The following is a 19,250-nucleotide window of genomic DNA, read 5'->3' as shown; positions in this document are numbered from 1 at the left end:
AGCTTCACAGGTCCCTGAGCCGTCCGGATCTTGCGGATCTCGAAGTCCATCGCATCCCCTGAACTGGGGTGTTGCAACGACTCCTAGAACCCAAGTCACGGGGGCCCGGCCCTTAGTCGGCGGACGGCTACAGGCCCTGCCAGGCGGGCTTGTTCGCGTACGTGTGCCGGAAGTAGTCGGCCAGCTTCAGCTTCGACGCGGCCGCCTCGTCCACGACGACCGTCGCGTGCCGGTGCAGCTGCAGGGCGGAAGCGGGGACCAGTGCCGACAGCGGGCCCTCGACCGTCTGCGCGACGGCCTCGGCCTTGCCCTCGCCGGTGGCCAGCAGCACCAGGTGCCGGGCGTCGAGGATCGTGCCGATGCCCTGGGTGATGACGTGGTGCGGTACCTGGTCTATGTCGTCGTCGAAGAACCGCGCGTTGTCCACACGGGTCTGCTGCGTCAGCGTCTTGATCCGGGTGCGGGAGGCCAGCGAGGAGCACGGTTCGTTGAAGCCGATGTGCCCGTCCGTGCCGATGCCGAGCAGCTGGAGGTCCACACCGCCGGCCTCGGCGAGCGCGCGGTCGTAGGCCTCGCACGCGCCGACGATGTCCTCGGCCGAGCCGTCGGGGCCCATGAACGAGGCCTCGGACAGTCCGAGCGGCTCGACGACCTCGCGCAGCACGACCGCACGGTAGGACTCGGGGTGCCCCGCCGGCAGGCCCACGTACTCGTCGAGCTGGCAGATCCGCGCCCGGGAGGCGTCGACCTGACCGGCCTTGACCTTGGCCGCGAGGGCCTCGTAGATGGGCAGCGGGGTAGAGCCGGTCGCCACGCCGAGCAGGGCGTCGGGCTTGCGGCGGACCAGTGCGGCCATGGCCTCCGCGATGAGCTCGCCGCCTGCCTTGGCGTCCGGGACGATGACAACTTCCACGCGGGGCCTGCCGATCTGATGGGCTCCCCCAGGGCAGCGAGGGGGAGGGGTGGGCATGTTGTGGTATAGACCAATCTAGCAGAACCGGGCCCGCCGTACCCCGGTTCGCACCCCTTCCCATGGTGGTCCGAATCCCCGTCGGCGCATCCCGGCGGGGAGCGGCGCGTACGGCGGGATCGGGCGGCGGCCCGAGCCGTCAGGGCAGCTGTCGGCCGCAGCGTCGGTGGCGCAGGGGGAGGCTCCAGCAGTCGCGTAGACAAGGCGATGCGGGCGACGGGGGTGGGGCAGAGGAGCCGCAGGGGCTGGAAGGGGAGCGCGGTGCGGGTCTGGCGGCTTCGCCTGCGCAGATCCCGCCCGGAGTGCAGAAGTGTCCGCCGGGGATTTCCTCTGGGCCACGGTGCCCGACGGGACCCTCAGCCCGTCCGGCACCGTAGCCCGGAGTACTTACGGCCGAAGGTGTGCGGTTCCCGCGGCCGTTTTGGGAGGTGCCTGCGCGGTCAGGGCAGAGCGCGCGGCTTACCTCGATCCGTCCTCCTGTGCGGGGAGGGCGGAAGCTTAAGGCAATTGTGGACTAGACCATTCTGTTCTGTCCATCCAATGACGGCACCCGGAATGCCGTCACTTCCTCCAACAGTACGCGCCCGGGGCCCCTCCTGTGTACTCCCGAGTATTCCCGTGGGAAAGTCATGGGGCGTACCCGGGGTACGCTCGCCACGTGCCCTCCATGAACGACCTCGTACGCCAGCACACCGCTCTCGGTGAAACCGACCTGGAGTGGCTACACCTGCTGGTCTCGGAGTGGCAGCTGCTCTCCGACCTGTCCTTCGCCGACCTCGTGCTGTGGGTGCCCACCCTCGACGGCAGCCGGTACGTCTCGGTCGCGCAGATGCGCCCGAACACCGGCCCCACCTCGTACCAGGACGACATGGTCGGCCACCTGGTGCCGCGCGGCCGCCGCCCCCTGCTCGACGCGGCACTCGACGAGGGCCGGATCGTGCGCGAGGGGGACCCGGAGTGGCGCGAGGAGGTGCCGGTGCGGGTCGAGTCGATCCCCGTGCGCCGCGAGGGCCGGGTACTCGGAGTGATCGCCCGCAATACGAACCTGCTCACTGTGCGTACACCGAGCCGGCTGGAGCTCACCTACCTCCAGTCCGCCTCCGACCTGGCCCAGATGATCGCCGCGGGCTCCTTCCCGTACCCCGGCCAGCAGGTCGACATGGACGCCTCCCCGCGCGTCGGCGACGGCCTGATCCGGCTCGACGCCGACGGCGTGGTCACGTACGCCTCCCCGAACGCGCTCTCCGCCTACCACCGCCTCGGCCTCGCCGCGGACCTGGTCGGACAGCACCTCGGCAACACCACCGCCGAACTCGCCCCGTCCCGCGGGCCGGTGGACGAGGCCCTGGTCAAGCTCGCCAGCGGCTGGGCCCCGAGGGAGACCGAGGTGGAGGGCAACAGCGGGGTCATCCAGCTGCGCGCCATCCCGCTCAAGCCGAAGGGGACCCGGATCGGTTCCCTGGTGCTGTGCCGCGACGTCACCGAACTGCGCCGTCGCGAACGCGAACTGATCACCAAGGACGCGACCATCCGGGAGATCCACCACCGGGTGAAGAACAACCTCCAGACCGTGGCGGCCCTGTTGCGGCTCCAGTCCCGGCGGATGGATTCGCCGCAGGGCCGCGAGGCGCTCAACGAGGCGGTGCGCCGGGTCGGTTCGATCGCGATCGTGCATGAGACGCTGTCTCAGAACCTGGATGAGCGGGTCGAGTTCGACGAGATCGCCGACCGGGTGATCGCGATGGTCTCGGAGATCTCGCCGGGCAAGGTCGACTGCCGGCGCACCGGCCGGTTCGGGATCCTGGACGCGGAGGTGGCCACTCCGCTGTCGATGGTGCTGACCGAGATCCTGCAGAACGCCCTGGAGCACGCCTTCACCCAGGGGGAGCGGGGCACCGTGGAGGTGTCGGCCATGCGCAGCGGAACCGGTCGCGCCGACGGGCGGCTGCTGATCACCGTGCTCGACGACGGCAGCGGTCTGCCCGAGGGATTCGATCCCCAGCGGGCGGGCAATCTCGGGCTGCAGATCGTACGGACCCTGGTGGAGGGGGAGCTCGGCGGGACGTTCGACATGGTCCGGGCGGAGCCGCGCGGCACCAAGGTCGTCCTCGACATCCCGTCCAGCCCGCAGAAGTAGCGGAGGGGGCGACTCGTCACGCAGGGTGACGGGTCGCCCCCGGGACAGCACTGAGCCCCGGACCGAAGGGTGCCGGTCCGGGGCTCAAGAGCACGTTGCCAAGCGCTTATACGGGTACTACGCGCTGCGCGTCGAGGCTCGAAAGTCGTTGTCAGGCGCTGGCGTTGCGCGCCCGGTTGCGAGCGGCGCGGCGCTTCATCGCACGGCGCTCGTCCTCGCTGAGACCGCCCCACACGCCCGAGTCCTGACCGGACTCGAGCGCCCACTGCAGGCACTGCTCCATGACGGGGCAGCGGCGGCAGACGGCCTTGGCTTCCTCGATCTGCAGCAGCGCAGGACCGGTGTTGCCGATGGGGAAGAACAGCTCCGGGTCTTCCTCACGACAAACGGCGTTGTGACGCCAGTCCATGGCTGCTACCTCTCTTGTGTGACATGCACGTTGCTTGTGAATGTGAACGCTTTCACGAATCCCCCCGTGGGGGAAGGGCCGACACCCAGTTGCCTGGTGTGGTCCGAAGATTCGTGGAGGGGTTCTGGCGGTCTGTGTGGGTGCCGGTTCTGCGGGCTGTCCCGATCGCCATGTAGAGATTCGCAAACCTCGGACGGGGATACAACCCCTTCCGGAAAGTTTTTTTTGATTCGTCGGTGTCTACTAGGTCACAGCCCTAGTTCCTAGGGGTGGACCAGCGTGTAAACGTTCGAGTGAAAGGACTTTGGGCCCTTCCGCTCACACAATCACACGCAGTGCACGCCGTACGCCTGTGAACCGCACGCTGGTGCGCAGACCGAGGTGGTCTCCGTCCATCTGGAACGGAAGCGGAACCTTCGAATGCAAGGTGAAGTCGGTCAGATCGTGCAGAGACACCGCATGCTTGCCGTGCGGGCCTCGTTCAGGAGTCGAGGTCAGGAGCTGTGTCGCGTAGCGCGCGACCGCCGGAGTTGACAAACGGTTGAGAGCCAGTACGTCAAGCGCAGTATCGAACGACGCCTCCGGAGAGGCGTAAAGCGGGCGATTCCCCAGATACGTCCACGGCGACGTGTTGCAGACTATGGACAGCACCAGATCCGTCACCGGATCCGCCCCCGGACGCTCCAGGGTGACCGTGCCGTGCCGCCGGTTCGGCTCTTCCCAGAACTGGCGCATCAGCTGTCGTACGTACAGGGCGTGCGTCGAACGCTTGCCGCGCTCGCGCTGCTGCTCGACCCGCCCCACCACGCCCGCGTCGAAACCGAAGCCCGCACAGAAGGTGAACCAGCGGGCCGGGACCGACTCGTCCTCCGTGCCCGGGGTGCCGGCCGCCAGGCCCAGGCCCACGATCCGCTCGCGCTGTTCCCGCAGGGCGTCGAGCAGGGCGCCGGTCGCCTCGACCGCGTCGTTGGGCAGGCCGAGCGCGCGGGCGAAGACGTTGGTGGAGCCGCCGGGGACCACGGCCAGCCGGGGCAGCCGCTCCGGATCGGGCCCGTCGTGCAGCAGTCCGTTGACCACCTCGTTGACCGTGCCGTCGCCGCCCAGGGCCACGACGAGGTCCAGTCCCTCGTGCGCCGCCCGTCGTCCCAGGTCCCGGGCGTGCCCCCGGTACTCGGTGGTCACCGCCTCCAGCTTCATCTCGCTGGCCAGGGCGTGCGTCAGGACGTCGCGCGTGCGCGCACTGGTCGTCGTCGCTGCTGGGTTGGCCACGAGAAGTGCACGCATGAGCGCCAGACTACCCACCCCTTCCGAGGGCGACCCTACTGCCCGTCCCCTCCGGCGTCCGGGGCACGCGGCTACCCTGCTGGAGTGAGTAAGAAGCAGCCCGCGAAAGCCGCCGCCCCCGCCGCCACTCCCACCGGCACTCCCACCGGCACTCCCGCCGCCGAAGCCCCCGCCGCGCTGCCCGGCCGGCTGACCGCCGCCGCCGTGCTGACGGCCCTGGAGGGCCTGGCGCTGGCCGGCCTCGGCGTCTACATGCTGTTCGTGGGCATCGCCGGGGACCCCGACTCCGCGCAGCAGGCGGAGACGGGCGGCATCACCCTGCTCGCGCTCGCCGCGCTGCCGCTGGTCGCCGCCCGCGGTCTGCGCCTGGGCCGCCGCTGGAGCCGCGGCCCGGCCCTGATCACCCAGCTGATGGCGATGCCGGTGGCGTGGACGCTGTACACGACGGGCGGCGCCATGATCGCGGCCGGGGCGGCCCTGGCCGTGGCGGCGGTGGCGGTCGCCGCCCTGCTGGTGAATCCGACGGCGACCGAGGCCCTGGGTATCGGGCCCGGCGAGCAGGCCCGATAGTCCGTTCCGTTCCGTTCCGTCCCGGCCGCTTCCTGCTACTCCTCGACGAGGAGCTTCTCGCGCAGCTGGGCCAGGGTGCGGGCCAGCAGGCGGGAGACGTGCATCTGGGAGATGCCGACCTCCTGCGCGATCTGCGACTGGGTCATGTTCCCGAAGAACCGAAGCAGCAGGATCCGCTTCTCCCGCGGCGGCAGCCCCTCCAGCAGCGGCTTGAGGGACTCGCGGTACTCGACACCCTCCAGGGCCTCGTCCTCCGCGCCCAGGGTGTCCGCGACCGCCGGCGACTCGTCGTCGGTGTCCGGCACGTCCAGCGAGAGCGTGCTGTAGGCATTGGCCGATTCCAGCCCCTCCAGCACCTCCTCCTCGGAGATCCCCAGCCGTTCGGCCAGTTCGTGCACCGTGGGGGAGCGGCCGTGCTGCTGGGACAGTTCCGCCGTCGCCGTCGTCAGCGACAGCCGGAGTTCCTGCAGGCGCCGCGGCACCCGTACCGCCCAGCCCTTGTCGCGGAAGTGCCGCTTGATCTCACCGACCACCGTGGGCGTGGCGTACGTGGAGAACTCGACCCCGCGGTCCGGGTCGAACCGGTCCACCGACTTGATCAGGCCGATGGTCGCGACCTGGGTCAGGTCGTCGAGCGGCTCGCCGCGGTTGCGGAACCGCCGCGCCAGGTGCTCGACCAGCGGCAGGTGCATCCGTACGAGCCGGTTGCGCAGCTCGGCCTTCTCCGGCGAGCCGTCGGGCAGCGCCCGCAGCTCGATGAACAGGGCCCGGGCCCCGCTGCGGTCGCGCGGATCCGGCAGCGGCGCGGCCGTCTGGAACGCGGGCGCCTCCGGGGCCGCCGGCGCTTCCGGGATCAGCGGAGCCTCCGGGACCAGCGGCGCCCCGGAGGCCGTGGCAGCGGCCGCCGGTGGCTCTGCCGGCCGTGGTTCTTCGTGCTGGTTGTCGCTCATAGGGCCCGCCCGTCGCTCCGCCGAGTCCAAAAAGCCGTCTTCCGCATCCGTGTCAGCCGGGTGCGGCCGGGCGTGCTGCTGCTCCGGGATGCCGCCGTCGACCTCGTGCCGTACCCGGGGCCGATCCCCGCCCCGCACCGGGATCTCCCCGCCGCTCACGCCGGGCCTGGTCCCGCGCCGCGCTGTTTGTAGAGACTGATGCTCACCGTCCGGTCCTCCTCGACCGTCGACTCGACCTTGCCGGCCAGCGCCGACAGTACGGTCCAGGCGAACGTGTCGCGCTCCGGCGCACGGCCGTCCGTGGTCGGCGCCGAGACGGTCACCTCCAGCGAATCGTCCACCAGCCGGAAGACGCAGCTGAGGACGGAGCCGGGCACGGCCTGCTGGAGCAGGATCGCGCAGGCCTCGTCCACCGCAATGCGGAGGTCCTCGATCTCGTCGAGGGTGAAGTCCAAACGTGCTGCGAGACCGGCCGTGGCCGTTCGCAGCACCGACAGGTAGGCACCCGCAGCGGGCAGCCGGACTTCCACGAAGTCCTGGGTCCCGGGCTCGCCTGCGATCTGGGACACCCTCACCTCCAAGGTGGTACGAGCTCTGTTCGCCGGTGACGCTACCGCGATCCGGGCGATCGTGTCGCGGCACCCCTCGTGGCGCCCGCTCAGGGCACCCCTTCCCACGGCCAGTGACTGATGGTAAGCCCATGGGTACGCACAGTGGCTAGGGGTCTGCGGGCCCAAATCGGGGGAACCGGCGGAGGGTTGACCTACCCCGCCTCAGACGATCGAACCGTCGACAAAACACCAGCGCCAGATCTCGCCCGGCTCGAAGCTCCGCATCACCGGATGGCCGGTCTTTTCGTGGTGCGCCGTGGCGTGCCGGTAGGGGGAGGAGTCGCAGCAGCCCACCTCGCCGCACTCCAGGCACATCCGCAGCTGCACCGGGTGGCTGCCGAGTGCCAGACATTCGGCGCAGGTCCGGCCAGAGGGGACGGGCTCGGGGCGCGGCAGTTCGGCAACGTGGGTGCACTCGCTCATGATGGCCAGCGTACGGCCAGTGTGCTGGTGCGCGATGGCTCCTACGACACGGATGGGATCTTCGATGGAGGTCTTGCCGCTGGTGGCCCTGGTTGCGGGCAGTGCGGCCGTCGCGGGCGCGGCCCGCCGGACACCGGTGCCCGCGCCGCTGCTGCTGGTCGCCGCCGGACTGGTCGCGGCGTACCTGCCGGGGGTGCCCCCGTACACCCTGGACCCGCACATCGTGCTGCCGCTGCTGCTCCCGCCGCTGCTCCACACGGCCGCGGTGGACAGCTCGTACCTGGACCTGCGGGCGAACATCCGGCCCATCGCGATGCTGTCGGTCGGCTACGTGCTGTTCGCGACGATCGCGGTCGGGTACGCCGCCTACCTGGTGGTGCCGGGGCTGTCGCTGCCCGTCGCGCTGGTGCTGGGCGCGGTCGTCGCACCGCCGGACGCGGTCGCCGCCACCGCGATCGCCCGCAAGCTCGGGCTGCCGCACCGGATCACCACGATCCTGCAGGGCGAGTCCCTGGTGAACGACGCCACGGCCATCACCGCGTACAAAGTGGCCCTGGCGGCCGCGGTCGGGGTGAGCGCCGGCTGGGCGGGCGGGATCGCGGAGTTCCTGCTGGCCTCGGTGGGCGGTATCGGCGTGGGCCTGCTGCTGATGGTGCCGATCCACCAGCTGCGCAAGCGGCTGAAGGAGCCGCTGCTCCAGAACACCCTCTCGCTGCTGATCCCCTTCGTGGCGTACGCGGCTGCCGAACGCGTGCACGCCTCCGGGGTGCTGGCGGTGGTCGTGGTCGCGCTGTACCTGGGGCACCGCAACTGGCAGGTCGACTTCGCCACCCGGCTCCAGGAGGAGGCGGTGTGGAAGATGGTCGCCTTCGTGCTGGAGTCGGTGGTCTTCGCGCTGATCGGACTCCAGCTGCCGGTGGTGCTGACGGGGCTGGGGGAGTACGAGGGCGCGGCCGCGGCCTGGTACGCGATCACGGTGTTCCTCGCGGTGGTGGTGACCCGCTTCCTGTGGGTGTTCCCGGCGACCTTCATGCCGCGCTGGATGTCGCAGCGCATCCGGACTCGGGAGCCGGACACCGACTGGAAGGCGCCGGTGATCGTGGGGTGGGCCGGGATGCGGGGGGTGGTCTCGCTGGCGATCGCCTTCTCCGTGCCGATGTCGGTGCCGCACCGCAACCTGATCCTCTTCCTCACGTTCACGACGGTCATCGGCACGCTCGTCATCCAGGGGGTCACCCTGCCGACGCTGATCCGGATGCTGCGGCTGCCGCCGCGGGACCTCCAGGCCGAGACGCTGGCGGAGGCCCAGGCGCAGAGCGAGGCCTCGCGGGCGGCGGACGAGCGGCTGGCGGAGCTGCTGGGATCGCCCGCGAACCAGCTGCCGCCGCCGCTGGCGGACCGGCTGCGCACGGTGCTGGAGCGGCGGCGCAACGCGGTGTGGGAGCGGCTGGGCGAGGTCAACCCGGTGACGGGGGAGTCGGCGGACGAGGTCTACCGGCGCCTGGCGCGGGAGATGATCGAGGCGGAGCGGGAGGTCTTCGTGTCCCTGCGCGACCGCCGCCGCATCGACGACGAGATGCTGCGCGGGCTGCTGCGCCGCCTGGACCTGGAGGAGGCGGCGGCCTACCGCGAGGAGACCTGACCCGTCCCGGGTCCCCCGCACGGGGGAGCGGGATCGGCCCGCGGGCGGACGCCGGCGGGCGGGGACGGGCGCGAGCCTCGTTCCATGACGCCGCACTCTTCTGCCGCTGCCGGATTCTGGGCCGCCGGTACGGGCCTTCTCGCGCTCGGGGCCGGCCTGCTGGGGGCGGGCCCGCCGGTGCTCGCGTGGGGGCTGGCCGGCGCGGCCGCCTTGGCCGGGGCGGGGCTCGCCGCCCGATGGCGGGCGCCGCTGTGGGTGGCCTGCGGGGTGTCGGCCGCCGCGGGATTCAGCCTGCTGATGGACGTGGTCGGACTGCTGTTCGCCCAGGGGGTCGACGATCCCGCGGCGGCGGTGCTGCACGGGCTCGGCCTGCTGGGGGCGGTGGTCCTGGCGGGGGCCGCACGGCCCCCGGGGGCCGGGCCCGTGGTGGCGCCGGCGCCCGCGGCGGCGCCCCGGCGGGTGCGTCTCGCCGCGTACGCCGGGGCGCTGTCGTTCGTGCCGTACGCGGTGATGAAGGTGACGTGGGCTGTGGGCGGCACCTTCGCGGGGGTCGGCGGCGCCGGGATGCTGGCCGCGTACGAGCGCAACGGGGCCTCCGGGCTCTGGCTCACCCTGGCGCGTTGGGGGCTGGACGGCACGGTGCTGCTGGCCGCGCTCGGGGTCTTCCTGCTCTTCGGCCTGGTCAGGCCCTGGGGGCAGGTCTTCCCGCGGTGGACGCCCGTGCTGCGCGGGCGTCCGGTGCCGCGCTGGCTGCCGCTCGCGCCCGCCCTGATCGGGGTGGGCACGCTGGTGCCGTACGGGCTGTTCGGCATCGGCTATCTGGTGCTGGCCGCGGGCGGGGTGGTGAGCGTCAGGGCGGGAGACTTCCCCTCGCCGGCGGACGCGGTGCTGGTCGGGTGGATCGGTTTCACGGCCTTCGCCGGATACGGGCTGGCCCTGCTGGTGGCGACGCGTTCCTACTGGCTGCGGACGCGGCCGGTCACGGCCGGCCCGTGATGACCGCGGCCAGGGTGGTGCCGCGGGGGAAGGCGCCGGAGCCGGTGAGTTCGGTCAGGGCCCACAGCAGCTTGGCGACGTAGATCCGCTCGACCGGGAGGCCGTGCCGGGACTCGAAGTCGGCGGCGAAGGCGTCCAGCGCGGCCGGGACGCGGGCGTAGCCGCCGTGGTGGAACTCCTCGGCCAGGGTCCAGTCCCCGGCCGGACCGCCGAAGGCGGCCTGCTGGAGGGAACGTATCTCCGCCGCCAGGAAGCCGCCCGCCAGGACCGGTACGCCCAGCGCCCGCTGGCCGGGGCCGAGTCCGGCCGCCAGCCCGGCCAGGGTGCCGCCGGTCCCGCAGGCCACCGCCACCACATCGGCGGCGCCGCGCAGTTCGCGGCCGAGCTCGGCGCAGCCGGTCAGCGCCGGCGCGTTGCTGCCGCCCTCGGGGACCACGTACGCCCCGCCCGCGCCGGCCCCCGCCAGCAGCCGGGCCAGCACCTCGGGCTCGGCCTTGCGGCGGTACTCCGACCGGGCCACGAAGTGGAGCCGCATCCCGTCGGCGGCGCACCGCGCGAGCGAATCGTTGAGCGGCCGCCGGGCCAGCTCCTCACCGCGCACCATGCCGACGGTGCCCAGCCCGAGCAGCCGCCCGGCCGCCGCGGTGGCCCGCAGGTGGTTCGAGTACGCCCCGCCGAAGGTGACCAGGCCTCGGTGTCCGCCCTCCACGGCGGCCCGAAGATTGGGCGCGAGCTTGCGCCACTTGTTCCCCGGCAACTCCGGATGCACGAGGTCGTCCCGCTTCAGCAGCAGCCGCACCCCGTGCCGCTCGAACCTGTCGTCACGGATCTCTTGCAACGGGGACGGCGGGCGGGGCTGCAAGAGCACGTCAACGTTCACGGGGCGGTTCACCCGTCCATTGTGGAACGCTCCTAGCCGTGCACGGGCAGCGCGGGTCGTCAGTCCGGAATTGGTCGCCGTGTACGACCAGCGAGCAGACCTTCCCGTATCCGTGTTCGTGGATCTCCTCGCGGCAGCGCGCGAGCGCATCGACATGCTGGTCTACGCGGCGGTGTTCCTGCACGAGGCGTATCCCCGGCTGAGTGATCTCCTGCGGGAGCGTGTTGCCGACGGGTGCGCGGTACGCGTCGCAGTCGGTGACGCGGACAGCTTCGATGCCGTGTGGGAGACAGCGCGCCCTGTGGAGGCATGACCGGATGGCCCGGACCGAGTACTACGACGATCAACAGTTCAACGTCTGCTTCACGGCCCGCGTCACGGGCGGAGAACTGTCCCTCTCCGACGAGAGCACGGAACTGAGGTTCGTGGCGCCGGCCGATCTCGACGCACTGCCCATGCACCACACCCAACGCCTGCGCCTCCGACACTTCTTGGAGCGCCGTCCCGCGCCATGCCTCGGCTAACCGTGCACAGACAGCCACGCGGAAGAGCTGTGGGAGCGGGGGGTTCCAGTCCGGCGCTCCTGAGCCCTGCGTGGGCGCGAGCGCCGGTTCACCGGTCTCGGTCGAGGACGTGCCTATGTCAGGCGGTCCGCGATGCGGCTGCGCAGGGAGTCCATCGTGAAGCCCTTGGGGTCGATCTTGCCCGGGCGCCATTCCAGGTGGCCGATCACCGAGCGGGCGGTCCAGCCGTGGACGCGGCACAGGGCCGCCGACGCGCGGGTGATCGCGTCGAGCTGGACCGCCGGCCAGGGGTCCTCGCCGTCACCGAGGTTCTCGCACTCGAAGCCGTAGAAGTGGCGGTTGCCGTCGGTGTTCGCGTGGCGGTCCGGCGGCAGCCGCCTCTCGGCGATCACCGCCGCCAGGACGTCGGAGTCCCCGGCGCCCGCGTGGTTGGCGCGGCCGTAGCCCAGGTGGACCCGGCCGTCCTTGGTGATCACGCCGTGGCAGAGCGGGCCGGGGAGGTCCGAGTCCCCGTGGCGGCAGAAGGAGACGGTGTTCGCCGTACCGTTCGAGACGGTGTGGTGGATCATCACGCCGTGTACGGGGCCCCAGGGGCCCTTGTGGTTGCGGTTGTGGGTGCGCCAGGCGCCCACCTCGACGACGGTCAGACCCTCGTCGCGCAGCGCGTCGATGAACCGGTTCGCGGACATGGGTGCGGCCATGACCCCCTCCTTCCGTGGACACCCTGCGTGTCCACGTCGCTACGCTCCGGTGTAGTGGAGGAGGGGCTTCCGCGCCAGTGTTCTCGTACGGCGAGCGATGGGATCCGGACAAGGCCGGGTCGGGCCTCAGGCCGAGGCGAGCCAGAGGTCCGTGCCGAACACCTCGTAGTGGATGTCGGCGGCCGCCACGCCCTTGGCCGGCAGCTGCTCGCGGACGGACCGCGTGAAGGGCAGCGGTCCGCAGAGATAGGCCACCGTGCCGGGCGCGACCGGGACGGCGGCCAGGTCGAGGAGTCCCGTGCCGTCGCCCGGCTCGGCCGACACCTCGTACCAGAACCGGGCCGACGCGTCGGCCAGGTGTTCCAGCATCGAGAGCACGGCGGGAGACCTCGCCGTCCGGGCCCGGAACGTGGCGCAGTCCGCGGTCTCCTCGACCCGGCCGGTCACGGTCCACTCGCGCCACACGTCCCCGGCGACCCCGGGGGTGACGGCCTCGCCGAGGATCTCCGCGATCGCCTCGAAGAGGTACCGGTGGAGCTCCGTGATCTCGCCGATCGCCGCGCCCACGGCGGGCAGGGTGGCTCGTACGGTCGCGGTCGACTTCTCGGACAGCATCGGGGCTCCTCGCGGGTCCGCCGGTGCGGACTTCTGTTCGAGCTGCTTCTCGGCGTCAGCCCAGGCAGGCCGGACGCCGGTGCGAACCGGCCATTCGGCCCGGGACGTCAGGGCCTTTCGGCCCCGCCGCCGCGGCCCCGCCGGGCCTCGACCGGACCGAGGTGCTCGCCGTCACCTCGCGCGTGCGTCCGCCGTACCAAGAAGATCGCCTTCGTGGCTGAAACCAGTGGGACCAGAGGGGCGCGTGGGGAAGGCGTGACCCAAAAGGGTGCCCCGCACGCGGACCGAGTAGTCCCACCCTTTTGTGTAATGGCCCCGTCACGTTCCGCGCTGGAAGGCTGTGTATCGCAGATTCATGGAGTGATCGAAAGGGAAATACATGTCGGTCCAGGCAGGTTCCGAAACCGAGGCCCAGGCTCCGCAGCGCAGTCTCGGGACATCGGCCGCACGGAACTTGGCAACCACGACCAAGTCCGCGCCCCAGATGCAGGAGATCACCTCCCGGTGGCTGCTGAAGATGCTGCCGTGGGTCTCCGTGCAGGGCGGCACGTACCGCGTCAACCGACGGCTGAGCTACTCGGTCGGCGACGGGCGCGTCGAGTTCATCAAGACCGGAACCCAGGTCCAGGTGATCCCGGCCGAGCTCGGTGAGCTCCCGCTGCTGCGGTCGTACGAGGACCTCGAGGTCCTCGGCGAACTCGCCCAGCGCTGCCGTCAGGTCGACTTCGAAGCCGGAGAGGAGCTCACCTCCTTCGGCAGCGCCTCCGACCGCGTCTTCCTCCTCGCCCACGGCCGCATCGACCACGTCGGCCCCGGCCCCTACGGGGACGACGCCGTCCTCCAGACCGTCGCCGACGGCGCGTACTTCGGCGAGGACTCCCTCCTCGACGGGGAGGCGATCTGGGAGTACACCGCCCGCGCCGCCACCTCCGGCACCGCGCTCGTCCTGTCCCGGCAGGACTTCCTGCTGCTCGCCGACCGCGTCGACTCGCTGCGCGAGCACGTGGAGCGCGTACGGACCCAGCCCGCGCAGCGCACCAACAAGTACGGCGAGGCGGCCATCGACCTCTCCGCCGGCCACCAGGGCGAGGCCGTGCTCCCCGGCACCTTCGTGGACTACGACGCCCGCCCGCGCGAGTACGAACTCTCCATTGCACAAACGGTCCTGCGGGTGCACACGCGCGTCGCCGACCTCTACAACCAGCCGATGAACCAGACCGAGCAGCAGTTGCGGCTCACGGTCGAGGCGCTGCGCGAGCGCCAGGAGCACGAGATGCTCAACAACCACGACTTCGGCCTGCTCCACAACGCCGACTACGACCAGCGCATCCAGCCGCACGACGGCGCGCCCAGCCCCGACGACATGGACCAGCTGCTCAGCATGCGGCGCGGCTCCAAGCTGTTCCTCGCGCACCCCAAGGCCATCGCCGCCTTCGGCCGCGAGTGCAACAAGCGCGGCCTCTACCCGGAATCGGTGGAGATCGGCGGCAACCGGGTGCCCGCCTGGCGCGGGGTGCCGATCTTCCCGAGCAACAAGATCCCGATCAGCGACGCCCGGACCACGTCCATCCTGTGCATGCGTACCGGCGAGGACGAGCAGGGCGTGATCGGCCTGCACCAGCCGGGCATCCCGGACGAGATCGAGCCGAGCCTGTCGGTCCGCTTCATGGGAATCAGCGAGCAGGCGATCATCTCGTACCTGGTCACCGCGTACTTCTCCGCCGCGGTGCTGGTGCCCGACGCGCTCGGCGTACTCGAGAACGTCGAGATCGGCCGCTGGCGCTGAGGCGGCCGGCCGAAGAGCGACGGAGACACGGACACGCCATGGCGACCACCGAGGCGATCACGACCGGCGAGGGCCAGGAGGCTGCGGCTCTGCTGGAACGGACAAGAGAAACGGTCAACCCGGAACTGCGCCGGACGGTCGAGAGCCTGCCCGGTTCGATGCGGCGCGTCGCGATGTACCACTTCGGCTGGGAGCACGCGGACGGCACACCGGCCGCGGGCAACGCCGGGAAGGCCATCCGCCCCGCCCTCGTCCTGGCCGCGGCCCAGGCCCTGCACGGGCCGGGCGGCGGGCAGGCGGAGGACGCCGTCCGGGCCGCCGCGGCCGTGGAGCTGGCACACAACTTCACGCTGCTGCACGACGACGTCATCGACCAGGACGCCCGGCGGCGCGGCCGGGCCACGGCCTGGACCGTCTTCGGGATACCGGACGCGATCATCACGGGCGACGCCATGATGGCGCTCGCACTGCGCCTGCTCGCGGAGGATCCCCACCCGGCGTCGGCGGCGGCCTCGGCACGGCTCGCGACCTGCGTCATCGAGCTGTGCGCCGGCCAGCAGGCGGACTGCGCCTTCGAGCAGCGCGCGTACGTCTCGCTCGACGAGTGCCTGACCATGGCCACGGCCAAGACCGGGGCCCTGCTGGGCTGCGCCTGCGCCCTGGGCGCGCTGTACGCGGGCGCCGGACCGGACGAGGTCGACGCGATGGACGCCTTCGGGCGGGAGGCCGGGCTGGCCTTCCAGCTGATCGACGACCTGATCGGCATCTGGGGGGATCCGGGACACACCGGCAAGCCCGCCGGCGCCGATCTGCTCGCCCGCAAGAAGTCCCTCCCGGTCGTGGCCGCCCTCACCTCGGGCACCGCGGCGGGGGAGGAGCTGGCGGCCCTGTACGCGGGCCCCATGACCGGGGACGACGTGCACCGGGCGGCCGACGCGGTGGACCGGGCCGGCGGGCGCGACTGGGCGCAGGCCCATGCCGCGGACCGGATGGGCCGGGCCGTCCAGCAGCTGGCCCGCGCCGTACCGGATCTCGGGGCGGCGGGCGGACTGCTGGCGCTCGCGGAGTTCGTGACGCGCCGTACGAGGTGAGGGCGGGGCGAGGTGTCCGAGGCCGTCCGCCGGTCCGGTGCCGAGGGGTGCCGGAACCGGGCTGTCCGCGGAGGAGGCCCAACTCTAGGATCGCTCAAGGTTGTTGATGATTGAGCGAAGGGTGTGGCCCATGGGGCTGGACATACGTCAGGCGGATCAGTCGGACCGGGACGCGGTGGCGCGGCTGCTCGACGAGGCCTTCCGCACCGACCCGGTGAGCAGCTGGGTCTTCCCGGACCCGGAGCACCGGGCCGCGGTGCACGGCAAGTTCCTCGGGGTCTTCGTGGACGTGGCGCTGGCCGAGGGCCGGATCGACTACGCGGTGGACGGTTCCGCGGCCGCGCTGTGGCTGCGGATACCGGCCGGTGATCCCCGGGCGGAGGCCGTCGAGGACGAGGTCCCGGCGAAGATGCGGGCCGCGGCCGACCCCGACAACGAGCGGTGCGAGCTGGTCGGCCGGCTCACGGGCGCGGTGCACCCCGTGGCGGAGGAGCACGAGTACCTCCTGATGATCGCCGTCGCCCCGGACCGGCAGGGGGAGGGGCTGGGCACCGAGCTGATGCGGCCCGTGCTGGAGCGCTGCGACCGCGAGGGCCTGCCGGCGTACCTGGAGGCGAGCAGCGAGCGCAGCAAGGGGCTGTACGAGCGGCTCGGGTGGGAGTTCACGGGGGAGGCGGTGCGGCTCCCGGACGGCCCGCTGATGTGGCCGATGTGGCGCAAACCCCGCGGGTAGCCGGGGTAGCCGCGGGACGGCGGCGGGCGGGGATCCCTCGGGAGTGAGCGTTTGCGTAACCACTACAGCTGAAGTACTTTGTTTGACGTGCCCCGGTGTGGTGGCACGGTCGAACGGAAGAGAATCGCTTGCGCAAGCTGACGTACTTCGTCGCCACCTCGATCGACGGCTTCATCGCCGACCCGGACGGAGACGGCGACTACTTGAACCGCTTTCTGGACGCCGAGTACACCGGCTCCGTGTTCGGGGAGTTCCCGGAGACCGTGCCCGCCCACCTCCGGGCGGCGTTCGGTGTCGAGGACGCGGTCGGGAAGCACTTCGACGCGGTCCTGATGGGGCGCGGCACGTACGACCAGGGGCTGCCGCTGGGAATCACCAGCCCGTACCCCCATCTGGACCAGTACGTCGCCTCCCGCACGCTGGGCGCCTCCCCCGACCCGGCCGTCGAGATCATCTCGGGCGACGTGACGGCGCACGTGCGGCGGCTGAAAGAGCGGCCCGGCCTCGGGATCTGGCTCTGCGGCGGCGCCGACCTGGCCGGACAGCTCGTCGAGGAGATCGACGAGTTCATCGTCAAGACGTACCCCGTGTTCGCCGGATCCGGCGTCCCCATGGCGCGCGCCGGCTTCGCCGTCCGCGAGCTGGAGCTGACCGGCCTCCAGCAGTACGGCGCAGGACAGGTCGTGAGCACGTACGCACGCAAGCGGTGATCCGCCGGAACGCGCGAAACCGGCCTACCGTGGAGGTATGGCCGGTGAAGAGCAGCAGGCGCAGCAGGAGACGGTCGCCCCGCAAGCCGGGCACGCGCAGCACACGTGCCCGGCCTGCGGGAACCCCGTCGAGACGGTGATCCGACGGCGCAAGTCCCTCGGGGTCTTCGTTCCGGAGTGGGTGGCGGGTCCTTGCCGCAACCCGCAATGCCCGCGGTACGCGGCTCCGGAAGGAACCGGGGCCTAGACGCGCCCCAGCCCCCGTCCTAGCCCTTCGACCCCAGGCCGGAGGCGACGAGGCCGTTGGCCCACAGCTGGTTGACGCGCGCCCGCTCGGTGGAGTTCGGCGTGGCGTTGGTGCACGAGGTGCCCGGACCGCCGCCCGACATCAGCTCGCTGCACGGGCCCGAGTAGTGGTCCGGAAGACCCAGTACGTGGCCGGTCTCGTGCGAGGTCACCCGGGTGGAGTTGTAGATCTGGTTCTGCCGGTAGTCGAGGAAGATGTAGCCCCGGCCGTGGCCGTCCGTGCTCGCGTACGAACCGCGCGAATCGTTGCCCTCGCGGTACGAGAAGTTGCCGCCGGAGGAGACCTCCTGCAGTTTGACGTTGGTCACCGAGCTGTTCCAGATCTGCGTGGAGCGGGCTATCTGGGTGCGGAAGCTCGGCGCGTTGCGGGTGTTGTAGGTGACGGTCACGGCCAGGGCGCCCGGGTTCGCGGCGCGTTGCTCGGCGACCGAACGCTGCACGGCCTCGAAGAAGGCCCTGTTGGCGGCCTGGTTCTCCTGCGAGTGCTCGTACGCGGCGTACGTCGCGGTGGTGCCGGTGCTGCCGGCGGTGGCGGCGCTGGCGGTGGGGACGATGCCGCCGAGGGTGGCGGCGAGGCCGAGGCCGATCGTGGCGGCCAGAACGGCCTTACGGGAGTGGCGCATGTGGGGGAGCTCCTACTCGTCCGGTGCGGTGGGGGGTGGTCGTTCGAACCGGAGTCTGAGGGAGCGGAAGTGCCCGGCGGATGATGTCACTCCCCGATAGCGCGGGCCTATCGGGAAGATTTCGACAGATCAACTGGTGTGAGAATGGCGGGATTAGGGGGGCTATAGGCGGCTGGTGCGGTCCACCGGCCGCGGCCTACCCTCGGGTCATGGAGCTTGAGGTCAGGCACCTGCGCGCCTTGTGCGCCATCGCCGACGCCGGGAGTCTGCACAAGGCCGCCCGGCAGCTCGGCGTGAGCCAGCCCTCCCTGACGACCCAGCTGCGCCGCATCGAACGGGCCCTGGACGGCGAGCTGTTCCTCCGCGACCGGACCGGCTGCCGGCCCACCCCCTTCGGGCGTACGGTACTGGGCCGGGCCCGTCCGCTGCTGGCCGAGATGGCCGCCCTGGTGGCCGAGGCCCGGGCGCTGGCCCACGGGTCGCGGCTGCGGATCGGCTCCACGGCCAGCCGCGCGCTGCCGGGCTGGCTCCGGCGGATCCACCGGCGGCTGCCGGACACCGAGACCTCGCTGGTGGTGGACGTGTCCGCCAACGCCCTGCTGCGGATGGTGGCTTCGGACCGGCTGGACGTGGCGTTCGTGCACGAAGTGGAGGGCAGTCCACTGCGGGTGCCGGCCGGGCTGCAGTTGCACGTGCTGATCGAGCGCGAGCCGCAGTTCGTGTCGATGTCACGCGAGCATCCGGCCGCCGCGCAGGCGGTGGTGTCCTTACAGGACCTGGCCGACGACCGCTGGATGGTGGACCCGTCGGTCGACGGCGAATGGGACGGCCTGCGGCGGGTGTTCGCCGGGGCCGGACTGGACCCGCCGGTGCTGCACGCCGACTACCACACCGCGAGCTCGCTGATCGTCTCCGGCGAGGCGGTGGCCCCCTGCCAGCCGACCTCCGGGCCGCGCGAGGACATGGCGATCCGGCCGCTGTCCGGCGACCCCCTCGCCGTACGGCTGCTCCTGGCGACCCGGCCCGGCGCCCACGCCGAGCTCTACGAGGACCTGCGCGCCGCGTACCGCGAGGTGGCCCTGCGAACGCCCCCGTACCGCGCGTGGCTCCACCGCCACGCGAGCCCGCTGCTGGAGCCGGCCGAGGCGAGCGGTGTGATCGACGCGGCCGACGCGATCGAGGCGGCCGAGGCGGCCTAGACGAGTAAGTCCGAAGTCTCGGGCGCATGAAGCGAGGGTCTCGTTGATCTGTTTGTGACGACAGATCTCGAAACCCTCGCTACAGCACTG

General features: G+C 71.6%; 20 protein-coding genes and 2 pseudogenes. 12 read left to right on the top strand and 10 right to left on the bottom strand.

What is annotated here, in order from left to right:
- Window positions 1–127: 127 nt before the first annotated feature.
- On the bottom strand, window positions 128–913 hold the full coding sequence (gene nagB, locus ACZ6I1_RS34170; RefSeq protein WP_469292931.1) for a glucosamine-6-phosphate deaminase: 786 nt from the start codon (window positions 911–913) through the stop codon (window positions 128–130).
- Window positions 914–1,637: 724 nt separating this feature from the next.
- On the opposite strand from nagB, the gene ACZ6I1_RS34165 reads away from it, so the two are divergent.
- A complete protein-coding gene (locus ACZ6I1_RS34165) occupies window positions 1,638–3,107 on the top strand; it encodes a sensor histidine kinase (RefSeq protein ID WP_469292933.1) in 1,470 nt (489 codons plus the stop codon).
- A gap of 151 nt (window positions 3,108–3,258) precedes the next feature.
- On the opposite strand, the gene ACZ6I1_RS34160 is transcribed toward ACZ6I1_RS34165, so the two are convergent.
- On the bottom strand, window positions 3,259–3,516 hold the full coding sequence (locus ACZ6I1_RS34160) for a WhiB family transcriptional regulator (RefSeq protein WP_003953983.1): 258 nt from the start codon (window positions 3,514–3,516) through the stop codon (window positions 3,259–3,261).
- A 318-nt stretch (window positions 3,517–3,834) separates the two neighbouring features.
- Window positions 3,835–4,800, bottom strand: a complete 966-nt coding sequence (locus tag ACZ6I1_RS34155; RefSeq protein ID WP_469292929.1) for a diacylglycerol/lipid kinase family protein — start codon at window positions 4,798–4,800, stop codon at window positions 3,835–3,837.
- Between the two features lie 84 nt (window positions 4,801–4,884).
- Between ACZ6I1_RS34155 and ACZ6I1_RS34150 the strand changes: the two genes are divergently transcribed.
- Window positions 4,885–5,370 (top strand): hypothetical protein, encoded by a 486-nt coding sequence (locus tag ACZ6I1_RS34150; protein ID WP_469292927.1) that lies wholly within the window; start codon window positions 4,885–4,887, stop codon window positions 5,368–5,370.
- Between the two features lie 35 nt (window positions 5,371–5,405).
- Here ACZ6I1_RS34150 and ACZ6I1_RS34145 read toward each other — a convergent pair whose 3' ends face one another.
- From ACZ6I1_RS34145 to ACZ6I1_RS34135, 3 genes are all read right to left on the bottom strand, one after another.
- Window positions 5,406–6,479 carry an RNA polymerase sigma factor SigF gene (locus ACZ6I1_RS34145; RefSeq protein ID WP_469292925.1) on the bottom strand — a complete coding sequence of 358 codons (1,074 nt, stop codon included), beginning with the start codon at window positions 6,477–6,479 and terminating at the stop codon, window positions 5,406–5,408.
- Window positions 6,476–6,889, bottom strand: coding sequence for an ATP-binding protein (locus ACZ6I1_RS34140; RefSeq protein WP_030153599.1), 414 nt, complete (start codon window positions 6,887–6,889; stop codon window positions 6,476–6,478). The genes ACZ6I1_RS34145 and ACZ6I1_RS34140 overlap by 4 nt, the downstream gene beginning before the upstream one ends.
- 204 nt (window positions 6,890–7,093) lie before the next feature.
- A complete protein-coding gene (locus ACZ6I1_RS34135; protein ID WP_469292923.1) occupies window positions 7,094–7,354 on the bottom strand; it encodes a UBP-type zinc finger domain-containing protein in 261 nt (86 codons plus the stop codon).
- Window positions 7,355–7,418: 64 nt separating this feature from the next.
- Between ACZ6I1_RS34135 and ACZ6I1_RS34130 the strand changes: the two genes are divergently transcribed.
- Window positions 7,419–8,996, top strand: coding sequence for a Na+/H+ antiporter (locus ACZ6I1_RS34130; protein WP_469292921.1), 1,578 nt, complete (start codon window positions 7,419–7,421; stop codon window positions 8,994–8,996).
- An 84-nt stretch (window positions 8,997–9,080) separates the two neighbouring features.
- A complete protein-coding gene (locus tag ACZ6I1_RS34125; protein ID WP_469292919.1) occupies window positions 9,081–9,992 on the top strand; it encodes a hypothetical protein in 912 nt (303 codons plus the stop codon).
- On the opposite strand, the gene ACZ6I1_RS34120 is transcribed toward ACZ6I1_RS34125, so the two are convergent.
- Window positions 9,976–10,884, bottom strand: coding sequence for a 1-aminocyclopropane-1-carboxylate deaminase/D-cysteine desulfhydrase (locus ACZ6I1_RS34120; protein WP_469292917.1), 909 nt, complete (start codon window positions 10,882–10,884; stop codon window positions 9,976–9,978). The genes ACZ6I1_RS34125 and ACZ6I1_RS34120 overlap by 17 nt on opposite strands.
- Before the next feature lie 7 nt (window positions 10,885–10,891).
- Here ACZ6I1_RS34120 and ACZ6I1_RS34115 point away from each other — a divergent pair.
- Window positions 10,892–11,143 (top strand): annotated as a pseudogene (locus ACZ6I1_RS34115) (XRE family transcriptional regulator); the annotation flags it as partial.
- 73 nt (window positions 11,144–11,216) lie between these two features.
- Window positions 11,217–11,396, top strand: a pseudogene (locus ACZ6I1_RS34110) (DNA mismatch repair protein MutT); the annotation flags it as partial.
- Between the two features lie 113 nt (window positions 11,397–11,509).
- On the opposite strand, the gene ACZ6I1_RS34105 reads toward ACZ6I1_RS34110, so the two are convergent.
- Both ACZ6I1_RS34105 and ACZ6I1_RS34100 read right to left on the bottom strand, forming a co-directional pair.
- Entirely contained in the window at window positions 11,510–12,097 is a 588-nt protein-coding gene (locus ACZ6I1_RS34105; RefSeq protein ID WP_469292915.1) for an N-acetylmuramoyl-L-alanine amidase, read from the bottom strand.
- Window positions 12,098–12,223: 126 nt separating this feature from the next.
- Window positions 12,224–12,712, bottom strand: coding sequence for a hypothetical protein (locus tag ACZ6I1_RS34100; RefSeq protein WP_469292914.1), 489 nt, complete (start codon window positions 12,710–12,712; stop codon window positions 12,224–12,226).
- Between the two features lie 379 nt (window positions 12,713–13,091).
- On the opposite strand from ACZ6I1_RS34100, the gene ACZ6I1_RS34095 reads away from it, so the two are divergent.
- The 5 genes from ACZ6I1_RS34095 (at window position 13,092) to ACZ6I1_RS34075 (ending at window position 17,279) form a co-directional block, all read left to right on the top strand.
- Window positions 13,092–14,498 (top strand): family 2B encapsulin nanocompartment shell protein, encoded by a 1,407-nt coding sequence (locus tag ACZ6I1_RS34095; protein ID WP_469292912.1) that lies wholly within the window; start codon window positions 13,092–13,094, stop codon window positions 14,496–14,498.
- A 38-nt stretch (window positions 14,499–14,536) separates the two neighbouring features.
- The gene (locus tag ACZ6I1_RS34090; RefSeq protein ID WP_469292910.1) at window positions 14,537–15,589 is read left to right on the top strand and encodes a family 2 encapsulin nanocompartment cargo protein polyprenyl transferase; all 1,053 of its coding nucleotides are present in this window, start codon (window positions 14,537–14,539) and stop codon (window positions 15,587–15,589) included.
- Window positions 15,590–15,719: 130 nt separating this feature from the next.
- Window positions 15,720–16,322, top strand: a complete 603-nt coding sequence (locus ACZ6I1_RS34085) for a GNAT family N-acetyltransferase (protein ID WP_469292908.1) — start codon at window positions 15,720–15,722, stop codon at window positions 16,320–16,322.
- Between the two features lie 128 nt (window positions 16,323–16,450).
- Complete coding sequence (locus tag ACZ6I1_RS34080) at window positions 16,451–17,032, top strand: dihydrofolate reductase family protein (RefSeq protein WP_469292906.1); 582 nt, start codon at window positions 16,451–16,453, stop codon at window positions 17,030–17,032.
- A gap of 37 nt (window positions 17,033–17,069) precedes the next feature.
- Window positions 17,070–17,279 (top strand): hypothetical protein, encoded by a 210-nt coding sequence (locus ACZ6I1_RS34075; protein ID WP_469292905.1) that lies wholly within the window; start codon window positions 17,070–17,072, stop codon window positions 17,277–17,279.
- A gap of 19 nt (window positions 17,280–17,298) precedes the next feature.
- On the opposite strand, the gene snpA is transcribed toward ACZ6I1_RS34075, so the two are convergent.
- Entirely contained in the window at window positions 17,299–17,961 is a 663-nt protein-coding gene (gene snpA, locus ACZ6I1_RS34070; protein WP_469292904.1) for a snapalysin, read from the bottom strand.
- 209 nt (window positions 17,962–18,170) lie between these two features.
- On the opposite strand from snpA, the gene ACZ6I1_RS34065 reads away from it, so the two are divergent.
- A complete protein-coding gene (locus ACZ6I1_RS34065) occupies window positions 18,171–19,160 on the top strand; it encodes a LysR family transcriptional regulator (RefSeq protein ID WP_469292903.1) in 990 nt (329 codons plus the stop codon).
- The last annotated feature ends 90 nt before the right edge of the window (window positions 19,161–19,250 follow it).

The organism is Streptomyces sp. NPDC046303 (assembly GCF_055588085.1).
This window is presented reverse-complemented; position numbering and strand designations above follow the sequence as displayed.

Excerpts from the sequence above, each read along its gene's own strand:
- ACZ6I1_RS34165 (WP_469292933.1), top strand. The coding sequence starts at position 1,638 with ATGAACGACCTCGTACGCCAGCACACCGCTCTCGGTGAAACCGACCTG.
- ACZ6I1_RS34160 (WP_003953983.1), bottom strand. The coding sequence starts at position 3,516 with ATGGACTGGCGTCACAACGCCGTTTGTCGTGAGGAAGACCCGGAGCTG.
- ACZ6I1_RS34155 (WP_469292929.1), bottom strand. The coding sequence starts at position 4,800 with ATGCGTGCACTTCTCGTGGCCAACCCAGCAGCGACGACGACCAGTGCG.
- ACZ6I1_RS34135 (WP_469292923.1), bottom strand. The coding sequence starts at position 7,354 with ATGAGCGAGTGCACCCACGTTGCCGAACTGCCGCGCCCCGAGCCCGTC.
- ACZ6I1_RS34130 (WP_469292921.1), top strand. The coding sequence starts at position 7,419 with ATGGAGGTCTTGCCGCTGGTGGCCCTGGTTGCGGGCAGTGCGGCCGTC.
- ACZ6I1_RS34125 (WP_469292919.1), top strand. The coding sequence starts at position 9,081 with ATGACGCCGCACTCTTCTGCCGCTGCCGGATTCTGGGCCGCCGGTACG.
- ACZ6I1_RS34105 (WP_469292915.1), bottom strand. The coding sequence starts at position 12,097 with ATGGCCGCACCCATGTCCGCGAACCGGTTCATCGACGCGCTGCGCGAC.
- ACZ6I1_RS34100 (WP_469292914.1), bottom strand. The coding sequence starts at position 12,712 with ATGCTGTCCGAGAAGTCGACCGCGACCGTACGAGCCACCCTGCCCGCC.
- ACZ6I1_RS34095 (WP_469292912.1), top strand. The coding sequence starts at position 13,092 with ATGTCGGTCCAGGCAGGTTCCGAAACCGAGGCCCAGGCTCCGCAGCGC.
- ACZ6I1_RS34090 (WP_469292910.1), top strand. The coding sequence starts at position 14,537 with ATGGCGACCACCGAGGCGATCACGACCGGCGAGGGCCAGGAGGCTGCG.
- ACZ6I1_RS34085 (WP_469292908.1), top strand. The coding sequence starts at position 15,720 with ATGGGGCTGGACATACGTCAGGCGGATCAGTCGGACCGGGACGCGGTG.
- ACZ6I1_RS34075 (WP_469292905.1), top strand. The coding sequence starts at position 17,070 with ATGGCCGGTGAAGAGCAGCAGGCGCAGCAGGAGACGGTCGCCCCGCAA.
- snpA (WP_469292904.1), bottom strand. The coding sequence starts at position 17,961 with ATGCGCCACTCCCGTAAGGCCGTTCTGGCCGCCACGATCGGCCTCGGC.
- ACZ6I1_RS34065 (WP_469292903.1), top strand. The coding sequence starts at position 18,171 with ATGGAGCTTGAGGTCAGGCACCTGCGCGCCTTGTGCGCCATCGCCGAC.